General features: G+C 69.2%; 18 protein-coding genes. 11 read left to right on the forward strand and 7 right to left on the reverse strand.

Annotated elements, in window-relative coordinates:
* Positions 1–23 precede the first annotated feature (23 nt).
* Positions 24–818, forward strand: a complete 795-nt coding sequence (locus BLU09_RS33475; RefSeq protein WP_244172262.1) for a hypothetical protein — start codon at positions 24–26, stop codon at positions 816–818.
* A gap of 4 nt (positions 819–822) precedes the next feature.
* Here BLU09_RS33475 and BLU09_RS33480 read toward each other — a convergent pair whose 3' ends face one another.
* A complete protein-coding gene (locus BLU09_RS33480) occupies positions 823–1,629 on the reverse strand; it encodes a hypothetical protein (protein WP_090494840.1) in 807 nt (268 codons plus the stop codon).
* Between the two features lie 253 nt (positions 1,630–1,882).
* On the opposite strand from BLU09_RS33480, the gene BLU09_RS33485 reads away from it, so the two are divergent.
* Positions 1,883–3,166 (forward strand): endonuclease/exonuclease/phosphatase family protein, encoded by a 1,284-nt coding sequence (locus BLU09_RS33485; protein ID WP_090494842.1) that lies wholly within the window; start codon positions 1,883–1,885, stop codon positions 3,164–3,166.
* Between the two features lie 43 nt (positions 3,167–3,209).
* On the opposite strand, the gene BLU09_RS33490 is transcribed toward BLU09_RS33485, so the two are convergent.
* Complete coding sequence (locus BLU09_RS33490; RefSeq protein ID WP_244172263.1) at positions 3,210–5,510, reverse strand: SO2930 family diheme c-type cytochrome; 2,301 nt, start codon at positions 5,508–5,510, stop codon at positions 3,210–3,212.
* A gap of 290 nt (positions 5,511–5,800) precedes the next feature.
* Here BLU09_RS33490 and BLU09_RS33495 point away from each other — a divergent pair, with 290 nt between their 5' ends.
* Positions 5,801–6,208, forward strand: a complete 408-nt coding sequence (locus tag BLU09_RS33495) for a hypothetical protein (protein WP_090494849.1) — start codon at positions 5,801–5,803, stop codon at positions 6,206–6,208.
* Here the strand turns inward: BLU09_RS33495 and BLU09_RS33500 are convergent.
* Positions 6,196–8,397 (reverse strand): hybrid sensor histidine kinase/response regulator, encoded by a 2,202-nt coding sequence (locus tag BLU09_RS33500; protein ID WP_090494852.1) that lies wholly within the window; start codon positions 8,395–8,397, stop codon positions 6,196–6,198. The genes BLU09_RS33495 and BLU09_RS33500 overlap by 13 nt on opposite strands.
* Before the next feature lie 181 nt (positions 8,398–8,578).
* Between BLU09_RS33500 and BLU09_RS33505 the strand changes: the two genes are divergently transcribed.
* Positions 8,579–9,004 (forward strand): GAF domain-containing protein, encoded by a 426-nt coding sequence (locus tag BLU09_RS33505; protein WP_186817883.1) that lies wholly within the window; start codon positions 8,579–8,581, stop codon positions 9,002–9,004.
* Positions 8,997–9,701, forward strand: coding sequence for a TVP38/TMEM64 family protein (locus tag BLU09_RS33510; protein WP_090494858.1), 705 nt, complete (start codon positions 8,997–8,999; stop codon positions 9,699–9,701). Before BLU09_RS33505 ends, BLU09_RS33510 begins: the two co-directional genes overlap by 8 nt.
* Before the next feature lie 9 nt (positions 9,702–9,710).
* Here the strand turns inward: BLU09_RS33510 and BLU09_RS33515 are convergent, their stop codons facing one another.
* A complete protein-coding gene (locus BLU09_RS33515) occupies positions 9,711–10,400 on the reverse strand; it encodes a hypothetical protein (protein ID WP_090494860.1) in 690 nt (229 codons plus the stop codon).
* Positions 10,387–11,034, reverse strand: coding sequence for a recombination-associated protein RdgC (rdgC, locus tag BLU09_RS33520; RefSeq protein WP_090494988.1), 648 nt, complete (start codon positions 11,032–11,034; stop codon positions 10,387–10,389). Before rdgC ends, BLU09_RS33515 begins: the two co-directional genes overlap by 14 nt.
* Positions 11,035–11,183: 149 nt before the next feature.
* Here rdgC and dacB point away from each other — a divergent pair, with 149 nt between their 5' ends.
* Together dacB and BLU09_RS33530 are read left to right on the forward strand one after the other, a co-directional pair.
* Entirely contained in the window at positions 11,184–12,668 is a 1,485-nt protein-coding gene (gene dacB / locus BLU09_RS33525) for a D-alanyl-D-alanine carboxypeptidase/D-alanyl-D-alanine endopeptidase (protein ID WP_090494862.1), read from the forward strand.
* A gap of 153 nt (positions 12,669–12,821) precedes the next feature.
* Positions 12,822–15,029, forward strand: a complete 2,208-nt coding sequence (locus tag BLU09_RS33530; RefSeq protein ID WP_090494864.1) for a prolyl oligopeptidase family serine peptidase — start codon at positions 12,822–12,824, stop codon at positions 15,027–15,029.
* A 69-nt stretch (positions 15,030–15,098) separates the two neighbouring features.
* On the opposite strand, the gene BLU09_RS33535 is transcribed toward BLU09_RS33530, so the two are convergent.
* Positions 15,099–15,461 (reverse strand): hypothetical protein, encoded by a 363-nt coding sequence (locus BLU09_RS33535; protein WP_244172264.1) that lies wholly within the window; start codon positions 15,459–15,461, stop codon positions 15,099–15,101.
* A gap of 28 nt (positions 15,462–15,489) precedes the next feature.
* Here BLU09_RS33535 and BLU09_RS33540 point away from each other — a divergent pair, with 28 nt between their 5' ends.
* The 4 genes from BLU09_RS33540 (at position 15,490) to BLU09_RS33560 (ending at position 19,794) form a co-directional block, all read left to right on the forward strand.
* Complete coding sequence (locus tag BLU09_RS33540; protein ID WP_090494867.1) at positions 15,490–16,242, forward strand: transposase; 753 nt, start codon at positions 15,490–15,492, stop codon at positions 16,240–16,242.
* A 1,018-nt stretch (positions 16,243–17,260) separates the two neighbouring features.
* Complete coding sequence (locus BLU09_RS38505) at positions 17,261–17,677, forward strand: hypothetical protein (RefSeq protein ID WP_143043245.1); 417 nt, start codon at positions 17,261–17,263, stop codon at positions 17,675–17,677.
* 927 nt (positions 17,678–18,604) lie between these two features.
* Positions 18,605–19,291: a hypothetical protein gene (locus BLU09_RS33555; protein ID WP_090494870.1), complete on the forward strand. Its 687-nt coding sequence runs from the start codon at positions 18,605–18,607 to the stop codon at positions 19,289–19,291.
* 125 nt (positions 19,292–19,416) lie between these two features.
* Positions 19,417–19,794, forward strand: a complete 378-nt coding sequence (locus BLU09_RS33560) for an ArsC/Spx/MgsR family protein (protein WP_090494873.1) — start codon at positions 19,417–19,419, stop codon at positions 19,792–19,794.
* A gap of 92 nt (positions 19,795–19,886) precedes the next feature.
* Here BLU09_RS33560 and BLU09_RS33565 read toward each other — a convergent pair whose 3' ends face one another.
* Entirely contained in the window at positions 19,887–20,984 is a 1,098-nt protein-coding gene (locus BLU09_RS33565; RefSeq protein ID WP_090494877.1) for a winged helix DNA-binding domain-containing protein, read from the reverse strand.
* Positions 20,985–21,061: the final 77 nt, after the last annotated feature.

Genomic DNA, 21,061 nt, shown 5'->3' on the forward strand with positions numbered 1-21,061 from the left:
CGGCGGGGGGCCTGCACGCTTGGATGATGGACGACACCCCTTCGCTGCTCCCGCGGCTGCACCTCTTCGAGTTCACGGACCAGACCTGGGTCCCCGACGCGCTGAGGGACTTGACGACCGACTACCTCCACACCATCAGCACGCGCCTGGGCATCTTCGACGCGGCGGCGGAAATCCTGGCGCGTGGGCTGAACGCGGCGCAGGGCCCGGACCTGGTGGACCTGGCCTCCGGCGGCCGAGGCCCCCTGCCCCGCCTGCGCCAGCTGCTCGCGGAGAAGCACGGCATCGACGCGCGCGTGGTCCTCACCGACAAGTTCCCCAACGCCCAGGCCGCCGAGCGGGCGCGGGCAGAGGGCGCGCAGTACCTGGAACGCTCGGTGGACGCGCTCCAGGTTCCAGCGGACCTGCGGGGCATGCGGACGCTCTTCAACGCCCTGCACCACTTCCGGCCCGACGAGGCCCGCGCGGTGCTCGAGGACGCCCAGGCCCGCGGCGTTCCCATCGCCGCGTTCGAGACGGTGCGCCGCACGCCCCCGGCCATCCTGTCCATGTTGCTGGTGCCCCTGCTGGTGCTGCTCTTCACGCCCATGGTGAAGCCGCTGACGCCGCTGCGGCTGCTGCTCACCTACGTGGTGCCGGTGGCGCCGCTCATCATCTTCTGGGACGGACTGGTGTCCGCGCTGAGGGCACATCAGCCCGAGGAGCTCCGGCGGATGACGGAGACCCTGGCGCGCGAGGGCTACACCTGGGAGGTGGGCGAGGCGAAGGCCCCGGGCAAGGCCGCCATCACGTACGTGCTCGGGCGGCCCACGCGCTGAAACGTCAAGGGAGGTGCAGCAGCATCAGCAGCACGAAGAGGCCGTTGAGGCCCACGCCCACGGACATGTAGTTGCCGCTCGCCCGGGACATGCCTGCCGCGACGTTGACGTGGCCGAAGTACCCCAGGGCCAGCCGCGTGCCCACCTCCGCGCCGACGTTGAAGCCCGGGTCGCGTGATGCGCGCGTCGCCGTGCCCATCATCAACCGGCCGTAGGGCACCACCCAGGCATTGACGAAGTGCTGGTAGCCGACGAAGCCGTTGAACTCGGAGACGCCCCGGCTCGTGTAGGCCAGGTTCGAGCCGATGTTGAGTCGCCGTTCCAGGAAGACCATGGGCTGGATGTTGAGGGCGAGGTCCGCCGTCGGCCGCCAGGCCCCCACCCGGTACTGCATGGCGAAGTCGAAGGCCGGTTTGTCCAGCGCCGGTGCCTCCCTCCGGAGCCTGGCCGCTGCCCGAGCGTGGGCCTCGCCACCGCGCGCGTCGTAGAGGTCCGCGAGCGCCAGGGCGCCCTCCTCACTGTCCGTCTCGTACACCGTGACGAACGGCGCCTCGGCGCCCGCGAGGTTGCCGTCCGCCATGCGCAGGCGCCCCAGGGCCAGGCACCCCTGCGTCGAGCCACCGTCACACGCCTTGGAGAAGGCCATCTCCGCCTGGCTCCGGTCTCCGTCCTGGAGGAGCTGCTCTCCCCATTCGTTGCACGCCCACAGACTGCCCTTCTCACAGGAGGTGCTTCGGGGCACCACCTGGCGGGTCGTGGCACACGCCACCAGGAGAGGAGCCATCACCGCCAGGAACACCAATCGCCGCATGTCCGGTATTCAACCACAAGTGCGACTGGGCTTCCTCGGTCGCCAAGCCCGGGACGGCGCGCCCGGAAGCCTAGCCGCCCCCCACCCGAACGGAGCAGCCCGGCCAGCCCTCCATCCCATGGGAGCCCCCTGGTCATGGGGAGGGCGAGCACAGACCTTGAGGGCATCGAGGAGGACCTGTGGCGCCAGTTGCCTTTCACGAAGACACCTTCCGCCCTCAACCCGCGCAGCCGCTCCCGCGGAAGGAGCCCCGATGAAGGTTCCGGAGATGCTGGAGCACCTGCCGGGGGTCGGCCCCCTGATTGGCCGGATTGCGCACGGGCCCGAGGGCGCCCTTCCGCGCCGGGAGACCACCGTAACGCTTCCGGACTTCACCGCCGTGTCCCTGCCCAATACGGAGCGAGCGCTGGGCGACGGCCGCACGCTGGTGGTCCGCAACCCCACGGTGCGCTCGCCGCGCGGGCCAGGGCTCACGGTGATGACGTACAACATCCTGCTCGGTGGGCAGCGCCGTCAGGCGCTGCTGGACTACTTCGACAACCTGGAGGCCCGCGGACGGCTGCCGGACGTCCTGGGCCTGCAGGAGGCCAACATCCCCACCGCCGTGCTCCTGGCGGAGCGCTATGGATTCCACCTGGCGTATCAGGGACATGACGGCGGCCCCGGCGCGCGGCTGGTGAACGGAAAGGCCTTCCTCACGCGGCACCCGCTGGTGGACGCGGCGCACTTCACGTACGCCACGCCCGACGCGGAGCGGGACGCGGCCATCATGCGGCGTGGCGGAGACCCCTGCGAGCTTCCCGAGGACCGGGGCGCGCTGTACGTGCGCCTGGAGGTGGAGGGTCACCCGGTGGTGCTCTACAACGTGCACCACACCCTGGGCGACTCCGGCATCAACGCCCGCAACCTCCGCCAGCTCAACGCGTTGCTGCAGCACCGTGAGGTCATGCACGCGGTGGTGCTGGGGGACTTCAACGCCAACACCGCCATCAAGACAGGCGGCTCCTGGCTGATGGCCCACCTCAGGACGTACGACGACACCGACACGGTGGAGGAATATGAGGTGCGCTACGGCGAGCCCCACGCCAGCGTGGGGGACGAAGGGGTGGGCAACATCGCCGACCCGCGGTTGCGCCACGAGCTCCACGTGCTGGAGCAGAGCCTGCCGGAGACCATCGCCCATGCCACCACCGCACAGGTGCGCCTGCCGGATGGCTCGCTCATGACGCCGAAGCAGGCGTGCGCCGAGCTGCGCTCCGGCCGGGTGCAACGCGGCAGCGAGCAATGGCTGCGGCTCCAGGACATCGCGGACAGCGCCACCCTCACCTCGCTGCCGGATGAGAATGGCGTGGTGCCCGCGACGGGCAAGCGCTTCGACAACCTCTACGCCAGCCCTGGACTGGTCCCCCGCCTCTTCGAGGTGGACCGCAGCACCGAGTCCTCCGACCACCAACCCGTGGTGGCGCACTACGACGTGCGGACACCAGGGTTGAAGGACGGCAAGCCCGCTCCCGGCACCGTCCAGCAGCCCACCTGAGGCGCCAGCCTCACCGATGCTGGCGCCCCCGTCCCGCGAGGCCTCAGGGCCCCGCGGGACACGCGGGCAGGGACGTAATCCACGCGTCCACGAGCCCCGTGCCCTCGGCGTCCTTCACCGCGCTGGCCAGCGGCGGCATGCGTGCCGTCGACAGCGAGTGCATGCGCCGCGACAGGACCGACTTCGACGGGTCTCCCGGCGCGACCAGCATCGCTCCGGCCACGCCCAGCTCACCGTGCTCTGGCGCCACACCACAAATCTTCGTTGCGGCGAGCGGCGTGGAGTAGCGCAGATCCAACTCGCCGCGGCCCAGGCCATTGGGCCGGTGACAGACGGCGCAGTTGGCGTGCAGGTAGGCCCGTGCGCGCGTCTCCACGGGCTCCGGTCCGGCGTAGGCAGGCATCCGGGGCAGCTGCTCCACCGGGGCCGGTAATTTCAGCACGCCAATGTGCTCCAGGGTCCGGAGCTGCGACGCGACGCGCCCGCCCGGGTATGTGAAATCCCCGTTGAGCTGCGCGACCTCCAGGCCCAGCACGAAGCCCGCGGCGGCGGTGTGACACTGCATGCATTCACCCCGGCTGGGGTACGTCCACGTCTGTGCCCCCACCGTCTTCACCTTGCCCGTCTCCAGCAACGTCGCGTCGGTACCCGCCTCATTCCACTCGTACGTGTAGCCCGCCCAGATGCCGTCCGGGTGGCGCATGAAGAGGCGCGTCTCCACGCGCTTCCCGCCCAGGAGGAACGTCTTCACCGTCACGGTGCCGGGGGGCGCGTCCAGCACGCCCTCTGGCCCCACCGTCATCACCGCCCCGTCTGGCACACCGATGAACCGCTCCTTCCCCGCGCCGTCCGACCACAGTGGGGCATTCACGCCGTACGGGATGAGGCCCGCCGAGGGGAGGTTCGGGTTCGTCGGGTCCGCGCAGCCCGTGGCGGACAGCAGCGTGGGGAACGCCTCGCCACCCGGCGCGGGGGGCAGAGACGCGTGGATGCGGTGCAGTCCTCCGCCCGCGAAGTCCACCACCAGCAGCTCGCCGTCGTTGAGCTCGGCGAACGAGGAGATGCTGAGCGCCGTGGTGACGAGCAATTGGGGCGCCGCGGCTGCGCCGGGAAGGGCGTCACCCGGCAGCGTCCAGATGCGGCCCGAGCCGAAGTCGCCAAAGATGTACTTGCCCGCGAGCGCCGGTACGGCAGTGCCGCGGTACACGTAGCCGCCGGTGACGGAGACGCCTTCTGCGCGGCCATAGACGGCCACGGGCGGCGTCAACCCGGTGGTGCTGCAGCCGCTACCGCGCGCGCACTCGGTTCCCTCCAGGATGCTCCAGCCGTAGTTGCCTCCCAGCTCGACGCGGTTGATTTCCTCGAGGAGCTTTTCGCCCACGTCGCCCAGCCAGAGCGCGCCGGTGCTCCGGTCGAAGCTCCAGCGCCACGGGTTGCGGAAGCCGGTGGCGTAGATTTCCTTCCGCCCGCCGGCGGTGGCGTAGGGGTTGGTGGGCGGAATGGCATAGGGCCGCGCGCTGTCCACGTCGAGCCGCAGCATCTTCCCCAGCAGGAGCTCCGGATTCTGGGCCGTCTGCTTCGGGTCCACGCGTCCGCCACCGTCACCGAAGGCGAAGTAGAGGAAGCCATCCGGTCCGAACGCGAGGTGGCCGCCGTTGTGGAAGGAGAAGGGCTGGTCCTGTTCGAGCACGACCTCCGCGCTCGCCGGGTCCAGGGTGGCCCCACCATCCGGGCTGCGGTAGCGGACGATGAACGAGCGTAGACCGCCCATGGCGCTGTTTCCGACATAGGAGAGGAACACCTGGCCATTGGTGGCGAACGCCGGGTGGAAGGCCATCCCGAGCAAGCCCGTCTCGTCATGCTCCACGTTCACCTGCCCGGAGATGTCGACGAACACGGAGCTGACGGGCGGCGTGGCGTCCTTGTCGAACACGCGCACCCTCCCCCCTCGCTCCACCACGTAGATGCGGCGGCTGTCCCCCGGCGCCTGGAGGGCGAACAAGGGCTGGGTGAAGCTCAGCTCCGGGAACGCGCGCGAGATGGTGGCCCCCGCGGGGTCCGGGGGCCGGGGAGGCGCTACGCACGTAGGGTTCGCGGGGCGCGCGTCCAGCCCGAAGGGCGCCTGGGCCCCCGGGCTCCCACCATCTGGCGCCATCGGAGCGCTCCCGTCTCCGTCCGTACCCGGTCCCCCATCCGGTGAGGGGTCGGTGATTTCAACTTCATCCCCTGGGCGACCGGCACCGTCACCCGAAGCGCCAGGACATGCGAGCGAGATGCCGAGCAGGCTCATAGCAAGCGCCACCACGCCCAGCAGCATCAGGACAGACGTTCGTCGTTGTTTCATGGCGATGCTGTGGTGGTTCGCGACGGGGCGAGACGCCAGGGACGGGACCTCACATCCGAGGCGGACTCTGCTGGATGCCGGACCGCGTGGGTGGCAGTCGTCGTGAAGTGGGCCTGGGCATCGTTCGAGGGACGTCTGGCCCCGGACACGACGCGTCACCTGACAATCCCGCCGACAAAGGCAGACGGCGGAACGACCCCTTCCCTCGTCGCGCTGTCCTGGGGCGGACGGCCGTGCGTGGGCCGGCCCCACCGCGCGGAAGCCCCTAGATTGCTCAGAAAGGAGGCCTCATGAAGACAGGCAGTGGGACGACATCCCGATTCTTTCGTCCGTTCACGGGCGCTGCGCTCACCGCCGTGCTCGGCCTCGTGGGAGTGCCAGCGGCCACGGCCGCCCAGGACGTCGTGCCCCAGGTGTCCTGCTACCAGCGCGCGACCGACGGCGGACTCGACGACTCCCTGGCCACGCAGCTCTGCCGCGGCGCTCGGTCATCCACGCCCGCCGATTGCTTCGTGCGCGCCCAGGATGAAGGCTCCCTCACGCAAAGCCAGGCCGTCCAACTGTGTCAGTTCGCCGCGCCCGACGAAGACCCCGCGGGTTGTTACCTCCAGGCCCGGGAGCAGACCTTCACGGCCCCAGCGCGCGTGTTGCAGCTGTGCCAGCCCGCGGTCCAGAACTGTCCCGGCTACGTGGAGTGAGCCGGCACGGTTCGTTTCCTCGGCAGCAGCAACTCACGCAGACGCGTGAAGTCCACCGGCTTCACCAGGTGCTCGTCGAAGCCCGCATCCAGCGCGCGGCGCCGGTCCTCTTCCAGGCCGTAGCCCGTCACGGCGATGAGCATCAGCTCGAGGCCCTCGTCCGTCGAGCGGAGCGCCCGGGCCACCTCGTAGCCGTCGAGCCCGGGCAGGCCGATGTCCAGCAACACGACCTCGGGACGCAGCTCGCGCGCCCGCGCGAGCCCCGAGGGACCGTCCTCCGCTTCGCTGACGGTGTGCCCGTCCAGTTCGAGCAACTCGCGGACGAGTTGCCGGCTGTCGGCGTGGTCATCCACCAGTAACACGTGGCGTCCGGGGGCCGGCGCCATGGGAGCGTCTTGAGGCCGAGGCACCTGTTCAACGTGGCCGCGCGGCAGCCGCACCGTGAAGGTGCTGCCCTTCTTCAGCCCATCACTCTGCGCGCACACGGAGCCGCCATGCAGCTCCACCAACCGCTTCACCAACGTGAGGCCAATGCCCAGGCCTCCCTGCGCGCGGTCCAGGGTGCGCTCCGCCTGGAAGAAGAGCTCGAACACGCGCTCCTGGAGCTCCGGTGACAGGCCATCCCCGGTGTCGGACACCTCCAGCAACACGTGGCCGGGCTCCTCTCGCGTCACCACGCGGATGCGACCGCCGGGCGGCGTGTACTTGAGCGCGTTGGACACGAGGTTCGTCACGACCTGCTCCAGGCGGCTCGCGTCCCCCTCCAGCCAGGCCCGCGGGGTCTCTACCTCCACCTGGTGCGCCTGCGTCCGTCCGGAGGACTCCAGCGCCGCGACGGCGCGCCGCACGCACTCCGACAAGTCCATGGTCCGCTTCTGGAGCTGGATGCGGCCACTGCTCACCCGCTCCACATCGAGCAGGTCATCCACCAGCCGCGCCAGGTGGAAGGCCTGCCGCTCCACCAGGGCGCGCGCCCGCTCGCGGCTGGCCGCGTCCTCCGTCACCGACAGCACCTTCACGCCGCTGGTGATGGCGGACAGCGGGTTGCGCAGCTCATGGCCCAGCATGGCCAGGAACTGGTCCTTGGCGAGGTTGGCCGCCTCGGCCTCCGTCATCTTCGTCCGCAGCGCGTCCTCGCGCTCCATCACCATGGCCGCGGTGAGCGCGAGCGTCGCCCGCAGGTCCTCCAGTTCCGTGATGCCCGTGGGCCCGACGTTGGTGAAGGCATCCGCCGAGTCCGGACGCTCCCGGGCCGCGCGGGCCAGGGCGCGGAGCGGACGCGTCATGCGGCGGCTCACCCAGGCGGCCCAGGCGGTGGCGATGACACAGCACCCCAGCCCGGCGATGAGCAGCGCGGCCAGGGACTGGTTCACCGACGCGGTGAACACCTCGCGAGGCCCCGCGAACGACACCGTCCAAGGCACCACCTGCAAACGCGCGAAGGCCGCGAACGACTTCATCCCATCCACCGTCTGCGACGCGAAGAAACCCTCGCGGCTCGCGCGGATGTTCGCGATGTATTCGGGCCGGGCCTTCGTTCCGACGAACCGGGCGCGGCCCCGGCTGCGCGAGAGGATGACGCCCTCCTCGTCCACCAGCGTGCCCACCCAATTCCCCGGGACACGCTGTTCATCCCAGAGCTTGTCGAAGTGCTGCATGGCATACGTCGCCACCAGCACGCCCGTGAGCACGCCCTGGCGTCGCACCGGCATCGCCACCACCACGGTGGGCAGCCCCTGGAAGCGCTGGTAGGGAAAGTCGGAGATGACCACGCGCCCCGTCTTCACGACCTCGCGCACGTAGGGCCGCTCATCCACGAGCGCCGTCAGGTCGGCTCCGAAGGGCTGGTCCGTGGTGAACATCGGCCGGCCCTCCACATCCAGCAGGGAGAGCGAGCCCCACTGTGCCTGGGACGCCACCACGGCCTGACAGGTGGAATGGAAGGTCTTCAGGTCGCCTTGCACCAGCGGGGCCGAATGCGACAGCACCTCCAGCGCCCGGATGGACTGGCCCAGCTCGCGCTCCACGACGAGCGCCAGCGCGCGGGCCGTCTCGCGCATGCCCTGGGCCCGGGCTTCGCGCTGCGACGCCGCGAAGCGGTTCACCGCCCCCGCCGCGAAGAGCACGAGCGGCACCAGCAGGCCGAGCGCGAGCAACCCGAGATAGAAGCGGAGCGAGCGCGGCTTCATCGACCTGCGTCCTCCCAGCGGAGCATCGCGCCTCATCCTGCACGGGTGGGAGGACGCGTTGCCCTCCAGTACACAAGAGTGACGTGGGCTGAACAGTCTCGCGGAGGATGGGTTCGAACGTCGACTCGAGGCCCGGGCGCGTTGACTGCGGGCGAAGCCGGGGCGCACAGTTTTGCGCGCCATGAACGAAAAGAGCGCGTCCTATCAGTCCTGGCTGGAGTCGTTCGCCAGCGAGCACGGAGCCACCGCGGGCACCGTCCACCTTCAGCAGGGAGACGACCTCTTCCTCGTGGCGGCCCTCAACATCCCGCCGCCGTTGATGGCGGCCGTCCAGCACGTGCCACACGGCAAGGGGATGGCGGGGCTCGCCCAGGTGCGCAAGCAACCCGTGCAGACGTGCAACCTGAAGGAGGACACGTCCAGCGACATCAAGCCGGGCGCGAAGGCGGTGGACGCGCGCGCGGCGGTGGCGATTCCGGTGCTCGATGCGACAGGCCGTGTGCGCGCGGTGGTGGGCATCGCATTCACCGAGGAAGGCTCGCTGGCCGCTGAGCGCGAGACATCCCTGATGGCCGCCGCGTCCCGGCTCCCCATCGCGGATGGCTGAGCCCACGCCGGGCCTGACGGCGGTGGGCGAAGGCCGGCTGTCCGGTCGCGCCGTCATGGGCTGGGCGGCCTTCAGCGGGCTGCTGCTGGCCTCCATCCTGGTGCCCTTCGCCTGGTTCGGGGACAGCCTGGAGGCGGCGTCCGGACACTTCCTGGCCACGCGGCCACCCTCCTGGCAGGTGGCGCTGCTGCTCGGGGGACTGCTGGCCGGTGATGCCGTGCTGCCGGTGCCCTCCAGCCTGGTGGGCACCGCCGCAGGGGGACTGCTGGGGTTCTGGGTCGGCGCGGCCACATCCTGGCTGGGGATGATGGCGGGCAGTGTGGTGGGCTATGGCCTGGGCGCGCGAGCCGGAACGGCGGCGCTGCGGCGCATGGCGGGTGACGCCGAGCTGGGCCGGCTGACCCGCGCCGCCGAACGGATGGGGCCCTGGTTCCTGCTCGCCTTCCGCGCGGTGCCGGTGCTGGCGGAGACGTCCGTGCTCTTCGCGGGAACCAGCCGCATGCGCCCCCGGACGTTCCTCACCGTGAGCGCCCTGGCCAACCTGGGCGTGTCGGTGACCTATGCCGCGCTGGGCGCCAGCGCCGCGCGGCTGGAGTCGTTCCTGCTGCTCTTCGCGGGCATGGTGCTGCTGCCCGGCCTGGCGCTGGCCTGGATGCGGCGAAGGACACCACCGCATCCGGACCCGGCGACACGCTAGACGGCCCGCTCAGCTCCGCGCCGTGCGAGCGTCACGGCCCCGGGCGCGAGCGGCCTTGGCGAGCGCGTCCGCGCCCTGCTCGTCGCCGCGCATCCACTCCTTCATCGCGGGGACGACCGTCTTGCTCCAACCCTTGCTGGCGCGCACCGACAGGTAGTCCTGCACCAGCGCGTCCACCATGGCGGCCAGCTGCTCCATCAGGAAGAGCCGCTCGGAGAGCTGGTCATCTTCCTCCTCGCTCATCAGCGCCGGCAGCTTGCCCGCGCGGATGTCGAGGAACTCGGAGTCCACCGTGGCCTCGAACTCCCTCTCGCCCTGGGTGAAGCGCAGGCGGGCCTGGGCCACCAGCAACCCGCGGTCCAGCGAGTGCTTCACCTGCTCGGAGTACGGCGCCAGGGTGCCCTTGGCGCTCATCTCCGTCACCTCACCGGACACGCCGCGCAGCACCACGCGACCCATGAAGAGGACGCTGACGCCTTCACCCTCCACCTCGACGAGCGGCCCGCCGGCCTCGGTGCGCCACAGGAGCCACGTGAGGAACTCGCGGCCCAGATAGGCGCGGCCACGCAGCAGCTGATCTTGCGCTTTGCCCTTTTCGACTTCGGCCTCGTCCTTCGTCTCCTCGGTGGCGCCGCCGTCCACGCCGACATCACCGCGCATGAAGGCCGCTTCGGCCCGCGCCTCGTCACGCCTCGCCATGTGCCACCTCCCCCGCCGTCGCCGGCAGGTCCATGCCAATCAGCTCCGTGGTGGGCCCCAGCAGGGACTCATCGATGCCCGCCGTCTGCGCCATGGCCGACGGCGTCATGCCGAAGAACTTCACGTTCAGCCCGCCCTCCAGCGCGACGGTGATTTCGTCCACCACCTTGCGCGACGCGGACCAGATCTGCACCTGCTGCGTCTTCAGGTTCCAGCTCACGTCCACCGTCGACGTGCGGGGCGTGGCGCGGTTGCGGAGCATCTGGCGGATCTCACCGCGGCTCTGCGTCTTCTCGCCGCGGCTGGGCGGGCGGCCATTCTCCTTCTCGAAGGCGGCGGCCCACTTCGCCAGCTCCGCCTTGAGCGCCGCGGCCGGCACCTTGATGGTGTCGATGCGGAAGGCGAACAGGGCGTACTCGCCATAGTAGAGACGGCCGGCGGAGAACTCGCTGGACTCCTCGTTCTCCAGCTCCACGAAGCCGACGGCGCGCTCTTCTTCGGAGCGGCGGTCGATGGGCTCGAACGCGTGCGCCTTGAGGCCGCGCGTCAGCCAGCGTTTGACATCCGAAGGCGCTTCCTTCGCCGGTTCGACCCGGAAGCGCGACAGCGTGACAGCACCACGAAGGACAGGCATGGGGCGCGGCAGGATGGGGTGCGCGCGCCGTGCCGTCAAGGCACTCGGTGTGGCTGACGGCGCCTTCCTCGTGGCCGCGCTCCCTTTCCAGGCGGCCTGTCCCCGGCCCAATGACAGGTCCGCCCCACGGCGGTAGCGTGGCGGGCGACATGCGCCGCGTCCTGTCCGTCTCGCTGCTGCTCGTGGCCCCCCTGGTGCTCTCCGGCTGCTTCCGCGAGACGCGACCCGAGGGCGACACCCTTCCCTCCCTGGCCCGCGCGCTCTTCGACACCCTGGAGGCCGAAGGCGCCCTGGCCAGCGCCTACGTGGTGGACGCACAGACGGGCGAGCCGCTCTTCACCCACCGCGAGCACGTCCGGCTCCTGCCCGCCTCCACGCTCAAGGTCGTCTCCACCGCGTCGGTCCTCTCCGCGCTGGGCGCGGACTTCCGCTTCCAGACGCCGGTGGCCCTGGAGGGCACGCTGGATGGCGGCCTCTTCCTGGGCGACATCGTGGTGGACCCCACGGGGGACCCGTCCCTGGGCTCGTGGCGCTTCCCCGAGACGGCGCTGGCGTGTGAGCAGGTGGCGGACGCCCTCCAGGCGCGCGGCATCCGCCAGTGGCGCGGGCAGGTGCGCGTGCGCGGCGCGAAGGAGGCGGAGTTCCCCTTTGGCCCCGGCTGGGCCTGGGATGACGCCGCCTATGCCTACAGCGCGGCGCCAACGGCCTTCGTCTTCCGGGAGAACGTGGTGGACGTGGCGCTGTCCCGGGCCGCGGGCGCGGACTGCGCGCAGCCCCCCACCCTCCAGGTGACCCCCGCCTTCGCGACGCTGACGGCCGTGGTGGGCGTGGACACGAACGCGGAGCGCCCCTCACTGGCCTGCGTGCGCCAGCGTGGCGGGCCCGGCGTGCGCTGCCTGTGGCGCTCCACCGCGGACACCTGCCCCCGCTCCGCCGCGGTGAGGCTGTCGGTGGACGAACCCGAGCAGCTCTTCTCCGCCTGCGTGGAGGCGGCCCTGCTCGCGCGCGGCATCCCCCGGCTGCCCGTGACGCTGGAGGCGCCCACGCCACGGCAACCCGCCGTGCCCGCGCCCCTGGTCACCCTGGTCAGCCCGCCGCTGTCCGAGTTGGTGAAGGTGACGAACAAGGAATCCCTCAACCTGTACGCGGAGCGCCTGGGCCTGCGCTTCGCGCGCGAGCTCACGGGCACGGAGAGCTATGGCGCCCTGCGCACCGCGCTGACGGAGGAGCTGACCCGCCGAGGCATCCCCTCGCGAGACTTGCGCCCGGTGGATGGCAGTGGCCTGTCCCGGTACAACCTGGCCACCGCGCGGGGACTGGTGCGCGTCATCTTCACCAGCCTGCGTGAAGCCTACGGCACCGCGCTGCTGGACAGCCTGCCCGTGGCCGGCCAGGACGGCACGCTCGCCGCCCGCCCCGTCACCGCCGACACCGCGGGCCACATCCGCGCGAAGACGGGCACGCTGTCCGGTCAGCGGTGCTTCGTGGGGGTGGTGGACCGGCCGGGCGACGCACAGCACCCACGCGTCGTCTTCGCGCTGATGCTGGGGAACATGGACGACGGCACCGCCCTGCCCGCCAATGAGGCGTTCGACCGGTTCGCCGCGGGGCTGGTCACACTGCCGCTGCGCTGACGGCCAGGACGCACCGTCTCATTCCCAACGATTGCACGGCGGAGGTGCGGGCGAACACCCGGCGCACGGCGGCATTCCCAACGCAACGAAGCCGTTTCCCGTCCCAAGGGACGTGGCAGGCTGCGTGCGCGTTTTCCAACCCCGAGGTGAACCGTGAAGCTGAAGACCGCATTGACGGCGGCGGTGCTGACCCTGCCGCTGGCTGCGCCAGCCGCCCCCGCCCCCGCGCCGGCCGCGACGGCGCCCCGCAAGGCCGCCACCAAGGCGCCCGCGTCGCCGAAGAAGGAGACGGTGGATACCTACCACGGCACGGCGGTGAAGGACCCGTACCAGTGGCTGGAGGACTCGTCCGACGCGCAGGTGAAGCAGTGGAACGACGCGCAGAATGCGTACACCCGCGCCCTCCTGGACAAGCTGCCCGGACGCGAGGCCATCCGCCAGCGCGTCTCCGAGCTGCTGAGCTGGAAGTCCCCTGGCTACGGCGGGCTGCACGAGGCCGGCGGCACGTTGTTCGCCATGAAGGCCCAGCCGCCCAAGCAGCAGGCCTTCCTGGTCGTGCTCGGCTCGGTGGATGACACGTCCAAGGAGCGCGTGCTGGTGGACCCCATGGTGGTGGACCCCTCGGGCCACACCACCATCGACTGGTACGTCCCCACGCTGGACGGCAAGAAGGTCGCCGTGTCGATGTCGAAGAACGGCACCGAGAGCGGTGACGTCACCGTCTATGACGTGGCCACCGGCAAGCCGCTGCCGAATGAGACCGTGCCCCGCGTGAATGGTGGCACCGCGGGTGGCAGCCTGACGTGGACGGCGGACGGCAAGGGCTACTTCTACACGCGCTACCCGCGCGGCGATGAGCGTCCCGAGGTGGACCGCGACTTCTTCCAACAGGTCTACTTCCACCAGCTCGGCACGCCCACGGAGAAGGACACGTATGTGCTGGGCAAGGACTTCCCGCGCATCGCGATGACGGAGCTGGACACGTCTCACGACGGCCAGCACATCTCCGCCGTCGTGGCCAACGGCGACGGCGGCGAGTACATGGTGTACCTGCGCGACGCCGCCGGGAAGTGGTCGCAGGTGTCGAAGTTCGAGGACAAGGTCATCCGCGCGCGCTTCGGCCACGACGGCGCCCTGTACCTGCTCAGCCGCAAGGACGCGCCGCGCGGCAAGGTGCTTCGGCTGCCGCTGGCCACGCCCACGCTGGACAAGGCCACGGTGGTGGTGCCGGAGGGCGAGGCCAGCATCCAGGGCTTCTTCCCCACGAAGTCGCGGCTCTACGTGAGCGAGCAGCTCGGCGGGCCTTCGCAGCTGCGCATGGTGGACCTGAAGGGCAAGGCGCTGGGGATGGTGCCCACCCTGCCCGTGTCCTCCGTGGGCGGGCTCGTGAGCCAGGGCGATGACGACGTGCTCTTCATCAACACCAGCTTCACCCAGCCAATGGCCTGGTACCGGTACTCGGCGAAGGACAACACGGTGAAGAAGACGGCGCTGGCCCGCACGTCGCCGCTGGACCTGAGCGACGTGGAGGTGGTGCGCGCGTTCGCCACGTCCAAGGACGGCACCAAGGTTCCCGTCAGCATCCTCAAGAAGAAGGGCACCAGGCTCAACGGCAACAACCCGGCGCTGCTGACGGGCTACGGCGGCTTCAACATCTCCATCAGCCCGAGCTACAACACGCTGGCCGGTTTCTGGCTGGAACAGGGCGGCGTGTTCGCGGTGGCCAACCTGCGCGGCGGCTCGGAGTTCGGTGAGAAGTGGCACGCCGAGGGCTCGCTCACGAACAAGCAGAACGTCTTCGACGACTTCTACGCCGTCGCGAAGCTGCTGGTGGACCAGAAGTACACGCAGCCGAAGAAGCTGGCCATCCAGGGAGGCAGCAACGGCGGCCTCCTGATGGGCGCGGCCGTCACCCAGCACCCGGAGATGTACGGCGCCGTCGTGGCGCGCGTGGGCATCTACGACATGCTCCGGGTGGAGCTGACGCCCAACGGGCAGTTCAACATCACCGAGTACGGCACCGTGAAGAACCCGGAGCAGTTCAAGGCGCTGCACGCGTACTCGCCGCTCCACAACGTGAAGGACGGCACGGCCTACCCCTCCGTGCTCTTCACGTCCGGCGCGAACGATCCGCGCGTTGACCCGTTCCACTCGCGGAAGATGGTGGCCCGGATGCAGGAGGCCACCAAGGCGAAGAACCCCATCCTGCTGCGCGCCAACGCGGAGACGGGCCACGGCGCCGGCACGCCGCTGAACGCGCGCATCGAGGAGGAAGTGGACGTGTACTCGTTCGTGTTCAACGCCCTGGGCATGAAGTACCAGCCCCCGGCGAAGAAGGTCGCGGCGCCCAAGCCGCAGTAGCCGCGTGAGGCCTGCATCCACCGCCGCCCGGACACTGGCGCGGCGGTGGATGTGGTGCTGCGCGGCGACTCAGCAGGTCCAGGTACAGGCCGTGCCGCCCCACACCTCGTTGCAGCGCCCTTCCGTCTGGGGAATCGAGTCGCAGAAGCTCTGCGCCGTCCCCGGAAGCGCCTGGCAGCAGCCCGTGCACGTCCAGATGCAGGAGCTGCCCTGGTTGACTTCATTACAGCGCCCCGGCGTCTGGGGAATCGAGTCACAGAAGGCCTGGGTCGTCCCCGGCAGCGCCGTGCAGCACCCCGTATTGAGCGCCGCCGCTTCGCTCACGCTGTCGGACGCCGCGCCTTCTTCGTCCACCACGCCACAGCCCGTGAGCCCTGCGACGGCCAGCAACACGGCACCGTGAAGCGCGAACCGCTTCAGTGAACCACGCATGCGAAACCACCTTTCCTAAGCAAGCTGCATGGGCAGCCTAGCCCGAGGAAAAGCGGAAAAGCACGGCGCACTGCAGAGGCGTGCAGACCACGCCCCAGCGGTAGTGTCCCCGCCACTCCTGGAATGCGGAGTCCTGGCACACGGCTTCGCGCGGGTGCGCTGCGAGCGTTGTAAGGACGAACTGCTCGTCGCCTTCTCGTCGGACGTCCTCACCGTCTTCCTGCGCGCGGTGTTCGCCCTACAACGTCGGCGAGCGCGGAGGCAGGGCATCCGTCATGGGCAGGTCGGGGCCGTCTCTTTCATCCAGTTCTTCGGCTCGGCCTTGCAGGTGACGCCGCACTTCCACTCGCTGGTGCCGGACGGCGTCTTCTTGCCAGGGGAGGACGGCCTGCGCTTCGAGGCGTTGCCGCCCTCCCACGCAAGCGCACCTCCATGCCAACGAAGGCAGGGGTTGGAGCGGCTGTGCCGCGATGGGGCGCGTGGCGCGCTGGCGCTGGAGCGACTGTCGCGGATGGAGGATGGCCGCCTCGCGTATCGGATGACGCATCCGCTGCCCGATGGCACCACGCTCCTCTTCTTCACCGGGCTGGACCTCCTCCGTCGTCTGGCGTCGCTGGGGCCTCCGCCTCGGACAAACCTCACAAGGTTCCACGGCATCTTCGCTCCAGGAGCGAAAGTGCGGCCATTTCTGCTCCCTCAAGCGGGGGGCGGAGCTGGGGCTGGAGGAGGAGAGCCCGGTCTAAACCAAAGTTCACGATTCTCGATCAGCCAAGCTCTGTAGTGGTTCCGGGCAGTTAGCTCCCCGAGCCCCAGCGGAGACAGCCTCTCCGAGGGGGATTCTAGGTACTGGTGCCGGTCGGCACGGTAGCGAGCGAGCAGCCTGTCGTAGGGAGCCGTTCGAGAATCACGATCCTTGATTTAGGCTGCGACGGTGGAGTCGACGAGGGAGCGCACGCCGCGATTGGATTGGGTGGGCCTGCTGCGCCGGACGTTCGCGCTGGATGCCTTCGACTGCTCTTGGTGTGGAGGCCGCAGCCGGGTGCTGGCATACCTGATGGCCCCCGGTGGGGGCGCGCCATTCTGGAGCACCTGGCATTGCCCTCCCGGCCTGCGAAGCTGGCCCCGGCACAGCGTCCACCCCAGAGCGCGTGGTGTTGAGCCCAAGCACCCACAGTCACCTGGAAGCCCACGCCCCTGCGGCCTGCCGTCTGAATGGGCCGCTTGGGCGGCATGTGCCCCGAGGGGTTGGCACAGCCTCTGCTCCAGCCCGGCGCACAGCCTGCGTGTCACCCTCCAGCGGCCCTTCTTGGCCCCTCCTCACCAGCCCGCCGCCCTCAACACGGCTCCTATCCATTCTATACTTCACCACTGCCTATATCGCAGCCAAGGTCATGCCGTGCTTGTCCGAAGGCAGTGGAGAGGGGCAACTCCCACCTTGGGAGAGACTATCGGAAACGGGCATGCTCAAGACAAACACGCCGAAGATTTCGAGGAAATTGATATCGGAGCGGAGAACCTTCCTCAGTTCATTGACGGCGTAATTCAAGCAGCCCAGGAGACCGACGAAAGAGCCATTGCCTTACCGGACGAGCGAACTGCATACATTGACCATAAGACAGAACCGTTGTAATCCGCGATCCAAACCATCCTGATCTGGGCACCGACTTCAGGCCAAGGAACCCGGACGCCGGCGCATCCACTTTCAAGCAATACGTCAAGGATCTTCGAAATCAAGCAAAGTAGCTGGACGCGTCCGGAATCTGTCCATGCTGCGAAGATGTTTTAACTTGTGTGTACTCATGAGCATTCAGCCGCGATGTTCCGAAGCCGAACTTGCAGTTCTGGAGGAGATGACCGCGTACATGCGTGCTCACGTTTGGGTGGGTCGCGGTCATCCGGTCAAGTACAGCCTCGCACTTTGGCAGGATCTGGCATACACCCTTGGCGAATACACAGGCGGGATTGACGACTACATATATTCTCTGCATTCCCGGGATACACTTGAGGCCACCATCAAAAGACTCCCAGGGCCTCACAGCGAGCTGCTGCAGAGGTTGGTCAACGAAGCCGATGAGACGTTTCGCAAGGCCACCCGGGATGATGGAGGCCGAAGCTTGTCGGAATTCCTCGTACCGGAAGCGAACAGAGGATGGTGGTACAGCCGTCGCCCGGTCATCGGCCCACTGAATACTTATCTGGATGCGGTTGAAACATAGCCACGAAGGATAGGAATTTGGAACTGCGTTTCCGTGCGTTGCGGAAACGCGAGGCGCAGTCCCGGCGAACGCAGCCGCGAATGAGGCCTCGCTCGTATGAGTGAAACGGGGCCCTGGGAATTCATCCCCAGGGCTCCGTGATGTTGCGTCAGCGTCGTACTGCTCTGGAATCACATGGACGCCGCTCCCGCATCTGTTGCGCGGTGTCGCAACGTGGTTCGGGTGTATCCGTCCGGCGAACGACGTGCCGTGAGGGATTGCTGGGGTAGCGGCAGCGGCGGAAGCTTCAAGACACGAGGGAGCGCACACCGCGATTGGATTGGGTGGGACTGCTGCGCCGGACGTTCGCGCGGGATGTCATCGCCTGCTCTCGGTGTGGAGGCCGCAGGAGGGTGCTGGCATACCTGACGGCCCGCCAGTGGGGGACGCGCCATTCTGGAGCACCAGGCATTGCCCTCCCGGCCTGCGATGCTGGCCCCGGCACAGCGTCCACCCCAGAGCGCGTGGTGTTGAACCCAAGCACCCACAGTGCCCTGGGGGCCCATACCACTGAGGCCTGCCGCCTGGATGGGCCGCGTGGGCGGCATGTGCCCCGAGGATGGCCGCGCCGCGCTCCCTCCGCGAGCTCATCCGCACGCGGGTCTATCAGGTGAGCCAAAGGCATGTGTTCACGCGAGCCACGTGAAGCCTGCGTGCCAGGCGAGCGCTTCCTCAAGGCCTCAACGCAGAACGCCCCTGCGTGTGCGGCCGCGTGTCAGCAGGACGCGCGCTGCCATGCCATGCTTGGCCCCACCAGCGGTCTGGAGCACAGGGCCCGGCGTCCCGCTGCTAGCTCAAGAGCGCTGTGCCTCCCGTCGCAGGCGCGACGTACACAAACTCCAGCGGCGTGCGGCCAATCAACTCCGCACCACCACTGGAGAGCCGAGAATGAATTCGAATCAGTCCAAAGCGGCACGCCCCCACCTGGAGTTCCTCAGCGTGCGGGCCTTGCTGTCGTCGCTGGTCCTCTTCGGAGGAAGCGCGAATGCCGCCGAGGTCGTTCAGCAGTTTCGCCAGCCCGAGTCGCGCGATGCGACGGGAAAACTCCTCGTCGAGGAGTCGGTCGTCAGCATCATCAACTGCAATGGCCCGGGTGAGAACGGCGGCCAGTTCTACATCTACCAATATGTCAACCGCCCGGGAGTCCGGGCCATCCGGCCACCCGACTGGAGCCAGCCAATCGGCGGACGCGATTTCGCCGCCTTTGAAGAGGCGGTCGGGGCGGCCTGTGCACCCGCTTCTGCCCCGGGAGGCCCGACGCCGGGAGCCCCCACCCCTGCCGGCTGCTGGAAATTCTCCGGCACCTGGTCGGACAACATCTTCGGGACCATGCAATTGGTCCAGATTGGCGAGAGCGCCAGTGGCACCTATACCGGAACGACGTCGCCCGGCGCCATCAACGGCAAGGTCACGGGCCAGGCCTTCGATGGAACCTGGGTCAGTCGTGAGGGCACGTCCGGCACCGTCCATCTCGAGCTGAGAGGGGATGGGAGCACCTACGAGGGAGAGGCGAGCACCACCGGCTGGGGGAACAAGGTCAGCGGCAAGTGCGTGGGCCCGCCGCCCGCGGGGTGATACGGGGCGCGTGGGCACCTCCACGGGCAGGCGAAGCGGGGGCGCGCCTCGCTTCTGCCTGCCGCAGCGCCGACAGCCCGGCAAGAGTGCGGACGGGCGGCTCCGGAGCATGCGAGACTGACCGGATGGAGCTCTGGATCAACCCTGCCTGTTCAAAGTGCCGCGCCGCGATGGCCGCGATGGATGCGTCCGGTACAGCCTACGTCGTTCGCCGCTACCTGGAGTCGCCCCCCACCGCTGCGGAGCTGGAGGCCGTACTCGGGAGGCTTGGGCTGGAGCCCTGGGAGCTGGTGCGCATGGGTGAGGCCGCGGCGACCGAGGCCGCGCTGGAGATGCTGCCCAGAGACGCGACACACCGTGCCGACTGGATTGCAGCCATGGTCCAGCACCCGGAGCTGATTCAGCGACCCATCGTTACCGCCAGCGACGGGACGACTGTGGTGGGGCGGAGCCCGGAGGCGCTGGAGAGGGTGCTCGCCGCGGAGCGCGGCTCGGGCACCTGAGCGGGGGCTTCAGGCCGCGTGGGCTTCGTCCGTTTCCGGAGGCCAACGTCGTGCCCGCATGGCGAAGACTTCCGCACTTTCGCCGAGCGCTGTCAGTGCCCGCGGACCTCGAACGTGCGGGCTTCGGGCTCCATGAAACGCAGGAGCGCCTCGCCCTCCTTCACCAGGGCGTCACGGTCCTTCTTCTTGATGGGCGCAAAGGGCTCGACGACGAGCGTAGCCGCCGCGCGCTTGCGCTCCACCGTCCACGTCCCGGCGATGAAGCCGTCCACGAGGAAGGTTGCGGGGACTCGCAGATTCTTGGTGATGAGCTTGGAGCGGTACGCGTCATCCACCAGCCGGGCCCGGTCCTCATGGCCGAGCACCAGGCTGTCGAACTCCGGGAGGAAGCGCGCGGGTGCGGCCGTGTCCTCGTCCGGCCGGGGTGCCTTGGGCAGGTCGAACAGCTCCCGCCCCTTTTCGTCCCGGAACGTGCGCAGCGAAGGCCGAAGCGCCTCGAAGGTGGACTTCAGGCCCTTGAGGCCGGACCAGGTCTGGGCATCCGTCACCGATGCGGGACCGAAGGCCGCGAGGTAGCGCTGCACCAGCGCGGGAAGGTCCGCTTCGGCGCGCAGCGGTGCGCCCAGCCAGGACTCCGCGACCGCGAAGTCCGTGGTGCCGGGGTAGCCCCACTCCGTCTCCGTGGGGACCTGGATGAGGGGTAGGAACATCCGCACCGCGAAGCCCATGGCGCGTTCGTCGTTCTGGGGATGCCGGGCCACCAGGTGGTCGCGCAGCGCCTCGAAGGTGCGCGGCGCTTCATCAAAGAAGGCGCGCGCCTCCTTGACGAGCGGCGCGACGTCCAGCCCCTTCGCGCGCTCGCGCAGCACCGACGCCACAGAGGCTTCGAGCAGCGGTGTGAAGCTGGCTCGCAGGTGCCGGTAGTCCTCCGCGCTCGCCAGGTGCAACGTGCCGCGCATCAACGTGGCGCGGACCACCTCCTTGCGCTGGAGCAGCACCTGGAGCGCGTCGCGCTCGAAGCCCGCGACACGCGACCACAGGCCGATGAACGGCGGCTTCGCCTGTTGGGCCTGAAGCGCCAGGAGCTTCTCCACCGCGCCGAGCACGGACGTCTGCTCACGCGCCAGCAACATCTGCCGCGCCAAGGTCGCGCGGTTGAGGGCCCTGAGGGTCAACGGGGTATCTGGCATGTGGCCTCGCTCGCGGGGTGCACCTGGTGGGTCGTGGTGCGAGTCGCGGAGGTGTAGCACTTCACGAACGAAGGGCG

The sequence above is a fragment of the Myxococcus virescens genome (assembly GCF_900101905.1).
GTDB lineage: Bacteria > Myxococcota > Myxococcia > Myxococcales > Myxococcaceae > Myxococcus > Myxococcus virescens.

Bases quoted from the DNA above. Each gene is read 5' to 3' on its own strand.
- BLU09_RS33495 (WP_090494849.1), top strand. From the start codon at position 5,801: ATGAAGACAGGCAGTGGGACGACATCCCGATTCTTTCGTCCGTTCACG.
- BLU09_RS33500 (WP_090494852.1), bottom strand. From the start codon at position 8,397: ATGAAGCCGCGCTCGCTCCGCTTCTATCTCGGGTTGCTCGCGCTCGGC.
- BLU09_RS33540 (WP_090494867.1), top strand. From the start codon at position 15,490: ATGGGCAGCCTAGCCCGAGGAAAAGCGGAAAAGCACGGCGCACTGCAG.
- BLU09_RS33565 (WP_090494877.1), bottom strand. From the start codon at position 20,984: ATGCCAGATACCCCGTTGACCCTCAGGGCCCTCAACCGCGCGACCTTG.
- BLU09_RS33535 (WP_244172264.1), bottom strand. From the start codon at position 15,461: ATGCGTGGTTCACTGAAGCGGTTCGCGCTTCACGGTGCCGTGTTGCTG.
- BLU09_RS33480 (WP_090494840.1), bottom strand. From the start codon at position 1,629: ATGCGGCGATTGGTGTTCCTGGCGGTGATGGCTCCTCTCCTGGTGGCG.
- rdgC (WP_090494988.1), bottom strand. From the start codon at position 11,034: ATGCCTGTCCTTCGTGGTGCTGTCACGCTGTCGCGCTTCCGGGTCGAA.
- BLU09_RS33490 (WP_244172263.1), bottom strand. From the start codon at position 5,510: ATGAAACAACGACGAACGTCTGTCCTGATGCTGCTGGGCGTGGTGGCG.
- BLU09_RS33560 (WP_090494873.1), top strand. From the start codon at position 19,417: ATGGAGCTCTGGATCAACCCTGCCTGTTCAAAGTGCCGCGCCGCGATG.
- BLU09_RS38505 (WP_143043245.1), top strand. From the start codon at position 17,261: ATGAGCATTCAGCCGCGATGTTCCGAAGCCGAACTTGCAGTTCTGGAG.
- BLU09_RS33510 (WP_090494858.1), top strand. From the start codon at position 8,997: ATGGCTGAGCCCACGCCGGGCCTGACGGCGGTGGGCGAAGGCCGGCTG.
- BLU09_RS33475 (WP_244172262.1), top strand. From the start codon at position 24: ATGATGGACGACACCCCTTCGCTGCTCCCGCGGCTGCACCTCTTCGAG.
- BLU09_RS33555 (WP_090494870.1), top strand. From the start codon at position 18,605: ATGAATTCGAATCAGTCCAAAGCGGCACGCCCCCACCTGGAGTTCCTC.
- BLU09_RS33485 (WP_090494842.1), top strand. From the start codon at position 1,883: ATGAAGGTTCCGGAGATGCTGGAGCACCTGCCGGGGGTCGGCCCCCTG.
- dacB (WP_090494862.1), top strand. From the start codon at position 11,184: ATGCGCCGCGTCCTGTCCGTCTCGCTGCTGCTCGTGGCCCCCCTGGTG.
- BLU09_RS33505 (WP_186817883.1), top strand. From the start codon at position 8,579: ATGAACGAAAAGAGCGCGTCCTATCAGTCCTGGCTGGAGTCGTTCGCC.
- BLU09_RS33515 (WP_090494860.1), bottom strand. From the start codon at position 10,400: ATGGCGAGGCGTGACGAGGCGCGGGCCGAAGCGGCCTTCATGCGCGGT.